General features: G+C 67.6%; 11 protein-coding genes. All 11 read left to right on the top strand.

From position 1 onward, the window contains the following. The first annotated feature begins 4 nt into the window (after positions 1-4). Positions 5-1,456 carry an alginate export family protein gene (locus tag A7D27_RS02710; RefSeq protein ID WP_069564006.1) on the top strand — a complete coding sequence of 484 codons (1,452 nt, stop codon included), beginning with the start codon at positions 5-7 and terminating at the stop codon, positions 1,454-1,456. A gap of 26 nt (positions 1,457-1,482) precedes the next feature. Continuing rightward, positions 1,483-3,042, top strand: coding sequence for a mannuronan 5-epimerase AlgG (gene algG, locus A7D27_RS02705; protein WP_069559389.1), 1,560 nt, complete (start codon positions 1,483-1,485; stop codon positions 3,040-3,042). 28 nt (positions 3,043-3,070) lie between these two features. Further along, positions 3,071-4,486, top strand: a complete 1,416-nt coding sequence (locus A7D27_RS02700; RefSeq protein ID WP_139131055.1) for an alginate O-acetyltransferase — start codon at positions 3,071-3,073, stop codon at positions 4,484-4,486. Between the two features lie 14 nt (positions 4,487-4,500). Continuing rightward, positions 4,501-5,601, top strand: a complete 1,101-nt coding sequence (locus A7D27_RS02695; protein WP_069559391.1) for a mannuronate-specific alginate lyase — start codon at positions 4,501-4,503, stop codon at positions 5,599-5,601. A 173-nt stretch (positions 5,602-5,774) separates the two neighbouring features. Next, positions 5,775-7,331 (top strand): MBOAT family protein, encoded by a 1,557-nt coding sequence (locus A7D27_RS02690; RefSeq protein WP_069564005.1) that lies wholly within the window; start codon positions 5,775-5,777, stop codon positions 7,329-7,331. Positions 7,332-7,344: 13 nt separating this feature from the next. Continuing rightward, entirely contained in the window at positions 7,345-8,481 is a 1,137-nt protein-coding gene (locus A7D27_RS02685) for an alginate O-acetyltransferase (RefSeq protein ID WP_069564004.1), read from the top strand. A 56-nt stretch (positions 8,482-8,537) separates the two neighbouring features. Next, a complete protein-coding gene (locus A7D27_RS02680) occupies positions 8,538-9,182 on the top strand; it encodes an alginate O-acetyltransferase AlgF (protein ID WP_069564003.1) in 645 nt (214 codons plus the stop codon). 127 nt (positions 9,183-9,309) lie between these two features. Next, positions 9,310-10,758 (top strand): mannose-1-phosphate guanylyltransferase/mannose-6-phosphate isomerase, encoded by a 1,449-nt coding sequence (locus tag A7D27_RS02675; protein WP_069559395.1) that lies wholly within the window; start codon positions 9,310-9,312, stop codon positions 10,756-10,758. 182 nt (positions 10,759-10,940) lie between these two features. Beyond that, positions 10,941-11,405, top strand: coding sequence for a multidrug transporter (locus tag A7D27_RS02670; RefSeq protein ID WP_069559396.1), 465 nt, complete (start codon positions 10,941-10,943; stop codon positions 11,403-11,405). 40 nt (positions 11,406-11,445) lie between these two features. Then, a complete protein-coding gene (locus A7D27_RS02665; RefSeq protein WP_069564002.1) occupies positions 11,446-12,285 on the top strand; it encodes an SDR family oxidoreductase in 840 nt (279 codons plus the stop codon). Continuing rightward, positions 12,282-12,650, top strand: a complete 369-nt coding sequence (locus tag A7D27_RS02660; protein WP_069559398.1) for a hypothetical protein — start codon at positions 12,282-12,284, stop codon at positions 12,648-12,650. Before A7D27_RS02665 ends, A7D27_RS02660 begins: the two co-directional genes overlap by 4 nt. Positions 12,651-12,817: the final 167 nt, after the last annotated feature.

Below are 12,817 nucleotides of genomic sequence, written 5' to 3'. Positions count from 1 at the left end.
CGACATGACATTCAACCTCTGGACGACCGCCAGCCTCGGCCTGGGCCTCACGCTTCTGTCCACCAGCAGCGCCTTCGCCGTGCAGATGAGCGACAAGAACGTCGGCCTCGACATCAAGATCACCGCCCAGTCCGAAGACGACCGCGACCTCGGCACCCAGAAGGGCGGCGACGTCAGCGGCGTGGGTATCGACCTGCGCCCCTGGGTCTACGCCGAACGGGGTGACTGGAGCGCCTTCGCCATGGGCCAGGCCGTCAGCGCCACCGACATCGTCGAGACCGACACCCTGCAATCCAGCGACACCGACGGCGAACAGGGCGTCCGCGACGACGGCCGCCAGCCGGACAAGAGCTACCTCGCCCTGCGCGAATTCTGGGTCGACTACGGCGGCCTCACCGCCTACCCCGGCGAACACCTGCGCTTCGGCCGCCAGCGCGTGCGCAGCGCCGAAGGCACCTGGTGGGACACCCACATCGAAGCCCTGCGCTGGAGCTTCGACACCACCCTGCTGACCGCCCATGTCGGCGTCGCCGAACGCTTCAGCGAATACCGCACCGACCTCGACGAACTGGCCCCCGAAGACAAGGACCGCCAGCACGTCTTCGGCGACATCGCCACCCAGTGGACCCCGGGCCACTGGGTCGGCCTCAAGCTCCACCACAGCCGCGACACCGGCAGCCTGCCCGACGCCGGCGACGTGGTGGAGCCCCTGGACAAACGCTACACCGGCGACCTCACCTGGGTCGGCATCAACGCCGACGGCGGCTTCTTCGACCGGCGCTCCACCGCCCCGCTGAACTACTGGGCCCAGGCCACCTGGCTCACCGGCGACACCGACGAACTGACTCAGACCGTGATCGGCGACGAACGCCTCGCCAGCGGCTCGCGCAACGTCGACGTCAACGCCTGGGGCGTCGACCTCGGCCTGCGCTGGAACCTCTCCGAGCAATGGAAAGTCGGCGGCGCCTACGCCCGTGGCAGCGGCGGCGGAGATGGCGATAGCTCCCGCCAGTTCCGCCAGACCGGCATGGAGAGCAACCGCTCCAGCTTCACCGGCACCGAAGCCCGCATGCACCGCTTCGGCGAAGCCTTCCGTGGCGAGCTGAGCAACCTGCAGGTGGCCACCGCCTTCGCCTCCTGGCAGTTGCATGACGACTACGACGCCAGCCTCGTCTACCACCGCTTCTGGCGCGTGGACGACAACCAGGACGTCGGCCAGGCCGGCATCACCGCCCCGCTGGAAGACGGCGAGAAGGACATCGGCCAGGAAGTCGACCTGGTGGTGACCCGCTACTTCCGCCAGGGCCTGCTGCCCGCCGGGATGGCCGAGCACCTGGACGACGCCTCCGCCCTGGTACGCCTGCGTGGTGGCGTGTTCAAGCCGGGCGATGCCTACGGCAGCGGCACCGACTCGCTCATGCACCGCGCCTTCGTCGACTTCATCTGGCGCTTCTGATGCCAGCGAGCCCAGGGAGAACAGCCATGCCCCACCTTCTCGCAACCCCCCGGCCGCTCAGCGGCCTGGTGCTCGGCGTGCTGCTGGCCAGCACCCCGTGGGTGCACGCGGCCGAGCCGGCCAAAGGCCTCAAGGAAACCAAGAACTACACCGTCACCAGCGCCCCGGTGGACCAGTTGCACCTGGACCCGCCCGAGCTGCCCGACCTCTCCGGCTACACCCGCCAAGCCATCGAAGCCAAGGTGGACCGACGCACCGCCGGCAAGGTGGTGGTCCGGCGCATGCTCCAGCAGGACGCCCTGAAGGACTTCATCGGCGGCAACGAGCGCATGCGCGACTGGGTCAGCCGCCAACGCGGCATGCCCCAGGCGATCTTCATCGAAGGCGGCTTCGTCACCCCGGCCGACCTGGCCAGGGCCCTGCCCGACAGCCAGTTCGCCGAAACCGCACCGGGCGTCTACATCGCCCGCCTGCCAGTCGTGGTGGCCCAGGGCGCCAGCCTGCGCATCGGCGAAGAGACCCATGATTTCCGCCTGTCCCAGGAGCGCGGCGCATTCCTGGTCAACGACGGCAAGCTGTTCATCACCGGCACCAGGCTGACGGCCTGGCGCGAGCAGGACGACACCCCGGCCTGGTTCCGCACGCCCTCGGAGTTCCGCCCGTTCCTGGTCTCCTGGGGCGGCAGCGAGCTGTACATCGCCGACAGCACCGTCACCAGCCTGGGCTACGACAACTCCAAGTCCTATGGCGTCGCCATCACCCAGTACACCCCCGGCATGCACGCGCGCCTCAAGCGCCCGGAACCCACCGGCTGGCTGCTGAACTCGGAGTTCGTCGACCACTGGTACGGCTTCTACTGCTACGAAGCCCGCGACGTGGTCATCAAGGGCAACACCTACCGCGACAACATCGTCTACGGCATCGACCCCCACGACCGTTCCCACGGCCTGGTCATCGCCGAGAACACCGTCCACGGCACCCGGAAGAAGCACGGCATCATCATCTCCCGCGAGGTGGACGACAGTTGGATCATCAACAACAAGACCTACGACAACAAACTCTCGGGCATCGTCATCGACCGCAACTCGGTGAACAACCTGGTGGCCTACAACGAGGTCTACCAGAACCATTCCGACGGCATCACCCTCTACGAGAGCTCCAACAACCTGCTGTGGGGCAACCGGATCGTCGGCAACCAGCGCCACGGCATCCGCCTGCGCAACAGCGTGAACATCCGCCTGTACGAGAACCTGTCCATGGCCAACGGCCTGACCGGCGTCTACGGGCACATCAAGGACCTGTCCAACACCGACCGCGACATCGAGCTGGACCCCTTCGACACCAAGGTCTCGATGATCGTGGTCGGCGGCAAGCTCGCCGGTAACGGCTCCTCGCCCCTGTCCATCGACTCCCCCCTCTCCGTGGAGCTGTACCGCGTGGAAATGCTCGCCCCGAGCAAATCCACCGGCATCAGCTTCGCCGGCGTACTGGGCGAGAAACAGGAGGAAATCCTCGACCTGATGGTGCGCCGCAACAAAGCGGTGCTCATCGACCCCGTCGAAAGCCAGGCCGAACTCCAGGATTGAGGCACACACCACCATGCACAGACACCCCATGAAATGGCTCGCCCCCTCCACCCTCGCCGCCGCCCTGCTGGCCGCGTCCCAGGGGGCCTGGGCCGCGCCCGAATACAGCGTGCAGCGTACCGGCCCCCTGTGCGCCGTCGCCCAGGACCCGAGCGTGTACACCACCAAATACCTGAGCTTCTTCACCGCCCTGGTCCAGGGCCGTGGCGACTGGCTGTTCCGCACCCGCTACGACTTGCGCACCGACTTCGGCACCAGCGCCTTCGGCTACAGCGAGTTCAAGCGCCTGCGCGATGCACTCAAGGCCAAGGGCGTCGAGCTGATGGTGGTCTACCAGCCGACCCGTGGCCTGGTGAACCGCGAACAGCTCACCGAAGCGGAGAAGGCCCGCTTCGACTACGACCTGGCGAAGAAGAACTACCTCAAGGCCGTGGACGACTTCCGCAAGACCGGCATCTGGGTCACCGACCTCTCGCCGCTGTTCGACGAGCAGGGCGTGGACACCGACTACTACTTCAAGGCCGACCACCACTGGACCCCGGCCGGCGCCGACCGCACCGCCAGACTGGTGGCCGAGACGCTGAAGCGGATGCCCGGCTTCGACGAGATCCCCAAAAAGACTTTCGACAGCAAGGTCGTCGGCCTGCTGCCCAAGGCCGGCACCCTGCACAAGACCGCCGGCCAGCTCTGCGGCACCACCTACGCCACCCAGTACGTCGACCGCTACGAAACCGAAGCCTCGGGCGAGGGGGCCAGCGGCGACGCCCTGTTCGGCGACGAATCCAACCCGCAGATCGTCCTGGTGGGCACCAGCAACAGCGGCCCGGCCTACAACTTCGCCGGCTTCCTGCAGCAGCACAGCGGTGCCGAAGTGCTCAACATGGCGGTCAGCGGCGGCGGCTTCGACAGCGCCCTGCTGCAGTACATGAGCAGCGCGGAATTCCACGAGCACCCGCCGAAGATCATCATCTGGGAGTTCGCCACCCACTACGACATGGCGCAGAAGAGCTTCTACCGCCAGGCCCTGCCGCTGGTGAACAACGGCTGCCAGGGCCAGCCGGCGGTGATGCAGCGCAAGGTGCGCATGAAGCCCGGCGCCAACGAAGTCTTCGTCAACGGCCAGAACCAGCCGATCAAGGACATCCGTGGCGGCGACTACCAGGTGGACCTGACCTTCAGCGACCCGACCGTGCACGAGTCCAAGGCCACCGTCTGGTACCTCAACGGCCGCCGCGAGAACTTCAAGATCGAACAGAGCGACCGCGTCGACACCGGCGGCCGCTACGCCTTCGAACTGCGCAACGACCCCGACTGGCGGGACCTCAACGTCCTCGCCCTGGAAATCCACAGCCCCGAAGAGATGCCTGAGAACCTCAGCGTCGACGTGACCCTGTGCAAGCGCCCGGGCCACTCGGGCGAACACCTCGCGGCCAAGGCCGAGTGAGGAAGGAGGTCATCATGAAACCCCGACTCCGGTTGCTCGCCCCCTGCCTGTTCGGCGGCGCCCTGCTCGGCCCCCTCGCCCACGCCGGCGACCTGGTGCCCCCCCCGGGCTACTACACCCCGGTGGACGTCGACGCGCGCAAGGCCGAAAGCTGCGAAGCCCCGCCGCCGCCCTACACCGGCAAGCTGGAGTTCCGCAGCAAGTACGAGGGCTCCAACCGCGCCCGCGCCACCCTCAACCCCACGGCCGAACGGGCCTTCCGCGACAGCACCGCCGACATCACCCGCATGGAGCGCGGGGTCAACAAGATGGTCATGGCGTACATGCGCGAAGGGCAACGCGCGCAACTGGAATGCGCCCTGCAGTGGATGGGCAGTTGGGCCCAGGCCAACGCCCTGCAGAGCACCGAGTACAACCACACCGGCAAGTCCATCCGCAAATGGGCCCTGGGCAGCCTGTCCTCGGCCTACCTGCGGCTGAAGTTCTCCAACTCCCACCCGCTGGCCGGCTACACCCGGCAGAGCCAGCAGATCGAATCCTGGTTCTCGCGCCTGGCCGACCAGACGGTGCACGACTGGAGCGGCCTGCCGCTGAAGAAGATCAACAACCACGCCTACTGGGCCGCCTGGTCGGTGATGGCCACCGCCGTCGCCACCAACCGCCGCGACCTCTTCGACTGGTCCGTCGCCCAGTTCCGCGTCGCCGCCAGCCAGGTGGACAAGGACGGCTTCCTGCCCAACGAACTCAAGCGCGAGCAGCGTGCCCTGGCCTACCACAACTACAGCCTGCCGCCGCTGGCCATGATCGCCGCCTTCGCCCAGGCCAACGGCGTGGACCTGCGCAACGAGAACGACGGTGCCCTGCGCCGCCTCGGCGAAAAGGTCATCGCCGGGGTGGATGACCAGGAACCCTTCGACGACAGGACCGGCAAGGACCAGGACATGGAGGACCTGGAGAAGCGCGCCAAGTTCGCCTGGCTCGAACCCTGGTGCGCCCTCTACGGCTGCAAGCCCGAGACCCTGCGCTGGAAGGACTCCATGGCCCCCTACAAGACCTTCCGCCTGGGGGGCGACATCACCCAGGTGTTCCACCCGAAGAAGGAGGGCGGCAGCTGATCCGGTGCCCTCCCCCACCCGGGGGAGGCGCCTGAAAGAACCAACCGACCGCGCAGCAGACGCGGCGGCGCAAGGATTTGAACGCCACACCCTGGGGAGGGACTGGCGGATCGCACACCGGGCCGGAGGTCCGGCGGCGGTCCAGTAATTCGACGTTCAGTGGAGAGACTCGGATGGTCTTTTCTTCCAACGTGTTCCTGTTCCTGTTCCTGCCGATCTTCCTCGGCTTGTACTACCTGGTCGGGACGCGCTATCGAAACCTGCTCCTGCTCATCGCCAGCTACGTGTTCTACGCCTGGTGGCGGATCGACTTCCTGGCGCTGTTCGCCGCCGTCACGGTGTTCAACTACTGGATCGGCCTGCGCATCGGCGCCGCCGGGGTGCGCACCAAGCCCGCGCAGCGCTGGCTGCTGCTCGGCGTCGCGGTGGACCTGTGCGTGCTGGGCTACTTCAAGTACGCCAACTTCGGCGTGGAGACCTTCAACGCGATCTTCACCCAGTTCGGCCTGGAGCCCTTCGTCATCACCCACATCCTGTTGCCGATCGGGATCTCGTTCTACATCTTCGAGTCCATCAGCTACATCATCGACGTGTACCGGGGCGACACCCCGGCCACCCGCAACCTGGTGGACTTCGCCGCCTTCGTGGCGATCTTCCCGCACCTGATCGCCGGCCCCGTGCTGCGCTTCCGCGACCTGGTGGACCAGTTCAACCACCGCACCCACACCGTCGACAAGTTCGCCGAGGGCTGCACCCGGTTCATGCAGGGCTTCATCAAGAAGGTCTTCATCGCCGACAGCATCGCGCCCATCGCCGACCACTGCTTCGCCCTCTCCGACCCCACCACGGGCGACGCCTGGCTCGGCGCCCTGGCCTACACCGCGCAGTTGTACTTCGACTTTTCCGGCTACAGCGACATGGCCATCGGCCTGGGCCTGATGATGGGCTTCCGCTTCATGGAGAACTTCAACCAGCCCTACATCAGCCAGTCCATCACCGAGTTCTGGCGGCGCTGGCACATCAGCCTCTCCACCTGGCTGCGGGACTACCTGTACATCAGCCTGGGCGGCAACCGCGGCACCACCTTCCAGACCTACCGCAACCTGTTCCTCACCATGTTGCTGGGCGGCCTGTGGCACGGCGCCAACTTCACCTACATCATCTGGGGCGCCTGGCACGGCGCCTGGCTGGCCATCGAACGCGCCCTGGGCGTGGACGCCGCGCCGAAGGTGATCAACCCGCTGCGCTGGGCCTTCGCCTTCCTGCTGGTGGTGATCGGCTGGGTGATCTTCCGCGCCGAGAACCTCGACGTCGCCTGGCGCATGTACGCCGCCATGTTCAGCTTCGGCGAACTGGGCCTGTCCGAACTCAACCGCGCCCAGCTCACCAGCCTGCAGATCGCCACCCTGGTGCTCGCCTATGCCGTGCTGGCCTGGTTCGGCATCCGCCAGTTCCACGCCAAGCCACTGACCGGCGCGCCCAAGGCCCGTGCCGACGAACACATCGACGCCAACGGCCCGGCCACCGCCCAGCCGCGCAGCCCGCAGGCCGCCGCCGACGACCCGGCCGCCATCGCCTACTCCCCCAGCGGCGCCCTGGTCTGGCAACAGACCTGGATGACCCAGTTGCCGGTGCTGGCCACCCGCATCGCCCTGCTGCTGCTGTTCGCCGCGTCGATCCTGAAGCTCTCGGCGCAGAGCTTCTCCCCCTTCCTCTACTTCCAGTTCTGAAGGGAGCGCACACATGAGCAGACCTGCAAACACCCTCTACATCGTCGCCTTCGCCGCCATGCTGCTGGCCCTGAGCCTGTGGTCCATGCGCGGCATCGTCGGCTTCAGCGTGGCCAGGGAAACCACCGTGCTCAACGGCAAGCTGGCCCATGCCTTCGAGAAGCACTACGACGACGAATTCCCCATCAAGCAGATCGGCACCAACCTCTGGGCCCTGGTGGACTACGGCCTGTTCGGTGAAGGCCGCCAGGGCGTGGTGATCGGCCAGGACGGCTGGCTGTTCTCCGACGAGGAGTTCGACCCGGTGGCCGACGGCGAGCGCCACCTGCGCGACAACCTGGCACTGATCCAGGGCGTGCGCGACGAACTGGACAGCCGGGGCATCAAGCTGGTGCTGGCCATCGTCCCGTCCAAGTCGCGGCTCTACCCCGAGCACGTCGGCCAGGCCCGCCCCACCGCCCTGCGCCAGGACCTCTACGCCCACTTCCGTGGCGCCGTGCGCAAGGCCGGGATCATCGCCCCGGACCTGCTCGGCCCGCTGGAACAGGCCAAGAACAACGGCCAGGTGTTCCTGCGCACCGACACCCACTGGACGCCCCAGGGCGCCGAAGTGGTGGCCCAGCGCCTGGGCCAGGTGGTGCGCGAGCGCGTCAGTCTCTCCGGCAGCGACCAGGCCTTCGTCACCGAAGCGGTGAAGAACGAGGACTACAAGGGCGACCTGACCCGCTTCCTGCCGCTCGACCCGCTGTTCGCCGACCTGATGCCCGCCCCGGACACCCTGCAGAAGCGCGAAACCCGCGCCACAGCCGAGGAGGAATCCGGCGACCTGTTCGGCGACAGCCACGTACCGGTGGCCCTGGTGGGCACCAGCTACAGCGCCAACCCCAACTGGAACTTCGCCGGCGCCCTGCGCCAGTCCCTGCAGCGCGACCTGGTGAACCACGCCGAGGACGGCCACGGCCCGATCCTGCCGATGCTCAAGTACCTCAAGAGCGACGAACTGAAGGACGCCGCCCCCGAGCTGGTGATCTGGGAATTCCCCGAGCGCTACCTGCCCATGCCCAACGACCTGAGCGAATTCGACCCGCAGTGGATCGCCCAGTTGCGCAAGGGCGGTGCCCCCGGCGAGCGCGTCGCCACCACCCATTAACGAACGGGCCTTCGGGTCCCAAGCGCCATGCGCACTGCACCAAAGGAGGAAACACCATGAACCGACAGAAGCAACGCACCTGGACGTCGTATGCCTGCGCCCTGGCCCTGGGCGTCAGCGCCTTTTCCGCCCTGGCTGACGAAGGTGGCCTCTACGGCCCGCAGGCCCCCAAGGGGTCGGCCTTCGTCCGCGCCTACAACGCCGGCGCCAGCGAACTGGACGTCAGCGTCGGCAACGCCGCCCTGAACGACGTCGCCCCGCTGGGCTCCAGCGACTTCAAGTTCCTGCCCGCCGGCAACTACAACGCCCAGGTGGGCAGCGCCAGCATCCCGGTGAAACTGGAGTCCGACCGCTACTACACCCTGGTCAGCCAGCCGGGCGCCGAGCCCAGGCTGGTGGAAGAGCCGGCCTTCAAGAACAAGCAGAAGGCCCTGCTGCGGGTGCAGAACCTCTCCGACGCCAAGCTCACCCTGAAGACCGCCGACGGCAAGACCGCCGTGGTCGCGGACGTCGCGCCCCAGGGCCGTAGCGAGCGCGAGATCAACCCGGTGAAGGTGGGCCTGGCCCTGTTCGACGGCAACCGCAAGGTCAGCGACCTCAAGCCGGTCTCCCTGCAGCGCGGCGAGGTGGTCTGCCTCTACGTCACCGGCAGCGGCGGCAAGCTCTCCCCGGTCTGGGTCAAGCGCCCCGCCGAGTCCTGATCCGCCCCGCCCGGGGCCCAGGCCCCGGGCCACGCTTCGTACCCGCCGCACGAGACAGTGGGACTACAAGACAGAAACCAGTGATCGATGTGATGAGCAACTAATCAATGTTCCCAGGAGAAACACCATGATCCCTGTAATCCTTTCTGGCGGTAGCGGCTCCCGGCTCTGGCCCCTTTCGCGCAAGCAGTACCCCAAGCAGTTCCTCGCCCTGACCGGTGAGAAGACCCTGTTCCAGCAGACCCTCCAGCGCCTGGCCTTCGACGGCATGCAGGCCCCGGTGCTGGTGGCCAACAAGGACCATCGCTTCATCGTCCAGGAGCAGCTCGACGCCATCGGCGTCACCCCGCAGGCCATGCTGCTCGAACCCTTCGGCCGCAACACCGCGCCCGCCGTCGCCATCGCCGCCATGCAGTTGCTGGCCGAGGGCCGCGACGAACTGATGCTGGTGATGCCGGCCGACCACGTGCTGGAAGACCAGCGCGCCTTCCAGCAGGCCCTGACCCTGGCCACCCTCGCCGCCGAGAAGGGCGAGATGGTGCTGTTCGGCGTGCCGGCGCTGCGCCCCGAGACCGGCTACGGCTACATCCGTGGCCAGGCCGGCGGCGAGCTGCCCGAGGGCATCAGCCGGGTCGCCCGGTTCGTCGAGAAACCCGACGCCGAGCGCGCCCAGCAGTACGTCGAGGCCGGTGACTACTTCTGGAACAGCGGCATGTTCCTGTTCCGCGCCAGCCGCTTCCTCGACGAGCTCAAGCACCACGACGTGGACATCTACGACACCTGCCTGCTGGCCCTGGAACGCAGCCAGCGCGAAGGCACCACCGTTACCATCGACGCCGCCACCTTCGCCTGCTGCCCGGACAACTCCATCGACTACGCGGTGATGGAGAAGACCGCCCGCGCCTGCGTGGTGCCGCTCTGCGCCGGCTGGAGCGACGTCGGCAGTTGGAGCTCCATCTGGGAAGTCCACGACAAGGACCCTCAGGGCAACGTCACCAAGGGCGACGTGGTGGTACACGACAGCCGCAACTGCCTGGTGCACGGCAACGGCAAGCTGGTGTCGGTGATCGGCCTGGACGACATCGTCGTGGTCGAGACCAAGGACGCCATGATGATCGCCCACCGCGACCGCGTGCAGGACGTCAAGAAGCTGGTCAACGACCTCGACGCCCAGGGCCGCACGGAAACCCAGAACCACTGTGCCGTTTACCGCCCCTGGGGCTCCTACGACTCGGTGGACATGGGCGGCCGCTTCCAGGTCAAGCACATCACCGTCAAGCCCGGCGCCCAGCTCTCGCTGCAGATGCACCACCACCGTGCCGAGCACTGGATCGTCGTCTCCGGCACCGCCGAGGTGACCTGTGATGACAAGACCTTCCTGCTCACCGAGAACCAGTCGACCTACATCCCCATGACCTCGGTGCACCGCCTGAGCAACCCCGGCAAGATCCCCCTGGAGATCATCGAAGTGCAGTCCGGCAGCTACCTGGGCGAGGACGACATCGAACGCCTGGAAGACGTCTACGGCCGCAGTGAAAACGGCGTGCGCCTCAGCCAGGTGACCACCGCGCGCTGAAGGGCCGACCCCGGAGCCTCCCTCCCCCATCGGGAGGCTCCCGGCGCCTGTGCCAGCAGGTGCCGCCGCACGCACCGCCTCACGGGGCCCGAGCCAGGAATGGCCAACGGCCCCGTGCCTTTTACCCCTGCCGGCCCACGGTTTGCGCTAGCATTGCAGCCTTTCCGTCACGGGCCCTTCCCATGCTCATCGGCGCCATCCTCCTTTTCGCCTGGCTGATCCTGGTCATCCGCCACCCGACCAAGGCGCTGCCCATCTCCCTGGCTGCGGTGCTGGTGATCGGCCTCATGGCCGCCTGGGTGCTGTGGGAAGAGCGCCAGGTGAACGAACAACTGGCCCGCCTCGAGGTCCGCCTCACCTACCAGCCCGACCAGTGCCCCGCCGACCGACCGCTGAAGATCAGCGTGCACAACGGCAGCAACAGCACCCTGCTGGACCTCGCCTGGATCGTGCAGGCCTACCGCCCGGGCGACGACCTCAACCTCGCCGAATCCCCCTACGAGGCCGAGCGCAGCCTCGGCCCGCCGCGCCTGCAGGCCGGTGCCGACTGGCAGGACTGCCTGGCGCTGCCGACGCTGCGCCGTGGCTACCGCGCCGACACGCTGGAGTTCCGCGCCGAACGATTGCATGGCAGATTCGCCGACTGATCGACGTTCCATCACAACAAGACCAACAAGGACACTCGCAATGAGCCAACCCGTCGCCCTCATCACCGGCTGCTCCAGCGGCATCGGCAGGGCCCTGGCCGATGCCTTCAAGGCCGCCGGCTACAACGTCTGGGCCTGCGCCCGCAAGGCCAACGACGTGGACGCCCTGAACGTCGCCGGCTTCACCGGCGTGCAACTGGACGTCAACGACGAAGCCGCCGTGACGCGCCTGGGTGAACGCCTGCAGCAGGAAACGGGGCGGCTCGACGTGCTCATCAACAACGCCGGCTACGGCGCCATGGGCCCATTGCTGGACGGCGGCACCGAAGGCCTGCGCCGGCAGTTCGAAACCAACGTGTTCTCCCTGGTCGGCCTCACCCGTGCCTGCTTCCCCGTGCTGCGCGCCAGCCGTGGCCTGGTGGTCAACATCGGCAGCGTCTCCGGCGTGCTGGTCACCCCCTTCGCCGGCGCCTACTGCGCCTCCAAGGCCGCCGTGCACGCCCTCTCCGACGCCCTGCGCCTGGAACTGGCGCCCTTCGGCATCGACGTCATGGAAGTGCAGCCCGGCGCCATTGCCTCCAGCTTCGGCGCCAACGCCAGCCGCGAAGCCGAATCGCTGATCGCCGAAGGCTCGCCCTGGTGGCCACTGCGCGAGGGCATCCGCGCCCGGGCCCGCGCCTCCCAGGACAACCCCACCCCCGCCACCGAATTCGCCCGCGACCTGTTCAACGCCATCCAGCGCCACCCGCGCCCGCGCCTGCTGCGCCTGGGCAACGGCAGCCGCGCCCTGCCGCTGCTGGCCAGCCTGGTGCCCAAGGGCCTGCTGGAAGCGGTGCTGAAGAAGCGCTTCGGCCTCAACGTGGCCCTGGAACGCTCGTGAACGCGCCCCGCCCGCTGGCCCTGCGCTACATCGTGATCGGCGGCGTGGCCCTGGCCATGCTGCTCAACCTCGCCCTGCGCAGCCTGGTGCACCTCGGCGGGCTGCTGGCCACCCTGGTGATCGCCGGCGCCACCGCCCTGCTCATCGCCCTCGCCTTCCGCCTGCTGCACAAGCGCCCGCCGACCCGGGGCGAAGCCTGGCGCATCGTCCTCGGCTACGGCGCCCTGCTCGGCGTGCTCTACCTCGGCCTGCTGGGCATGATGACCCTGCAGAACGCCCCCGGCCCCATGGCCATCGCCCTGTTCGTCCTGCACTACCTCTGCTACCCCGTCCTCGCCGGCCTCGTCCTCCTGCACCGCCGCTGACACACATAGCGCCTCGCTCGGTCCTCATCACGGCGATGCGGTTCGCCAAGCTCACCGCATCCTACGGCCCCGCTCCCAGCTCCATCCGTAGGATGGGCTGAGCTGTGCGAAGCCCATCGTGACACGCTCCAGACGAGGGGCTTCGGGGTTCCTGGGCACGCGAATGG

This window comes from Pseudomonas sp. 1D4 (assembly GCF_001728925.1).
Taxonomy (GTDB): domain Bacteria; phylum Pseudomonadota; class Gammaproteobacteria; order Pseudomonadales; family Pseudomonadaceae; genus Metapseudomonas; species Metapseudomonas otitidis.
This window is presented reverse-complemented; position numbering and strand designations above follow the sequence as displayed.

Bases quoted from the DNA above. Each gene is read 5' to 3' on its own strand.
- A7D27_RS02675 (WP_069559395.1), top strand. From the start codon at position 9,310: ATGATCCCTGTAATCCTTTCTGGCGGTAGCGGCTCCCGGCTCTGGCCC.
- A7D27_RS02685 (WP_069564004.1), top strand. From the start codon at position 7,345: ATGAGCAGACCTGCAAACACCCTCTACATCGTCGCCTTCGCCGCCATG.
- A7D27_RS02690 (WP_069564005.1), top strand. From the start codon at position 5,775: ATGGTCTTTTCTTCCAACGTGTTCCTGTTCCTGTTCCTGCCGATCTTC.
- A7D27_RS02710 (WP_069564006.1), top strand. From the start codon at position 5: ATGACATTCAACCTCTGGACGACCGCCAGCCTCGGCCTGGGCCTCACG.
- algG (WP_069559389.1), top strand. From the start codon at position 1,483: ATGCCCCACCTTCTCGCAACCCCCCGGCCGCTCAGCGGCCTGGTGCTC.
- A7D27_RS02680 (WP_069564003.1), top strand. From the start codon at position 8,538: ATGAACCGACAGAAGCAACGCACCTGGACGTCGTATGCCTGCGCCCTG.
- A7D27_RS02670 (WP_069559396.1), top strand. From the start codon at position 10,941: ATGCTCATCGGCGCCATCCTCCTTTTCGCCTGGCTGATCCTGGTCATC.
- A7D27_RS02700 (WP_139131055.1), top strand. From the start codon at position 3,071: ATGAAATGGCTCGCCCCCTCCACCCTCGCCGCCGCCCTGCTGGCCGCG.
- A7D27_RS02665 (WP_069564002.1), top strand. From the start codon at position 11,446: ATGAGCCAACCCGTCGCCCTCATCACCGGCTGCTCCAGCGGCATCGGC.
- A7D27_RS02695 (WP_069559391.1), top strand. From the start codon at position 4,501: ATGAAACCCCGACTCCGGTTGCTCGCCCCCTGCCTGTTCGGCGGCGCC.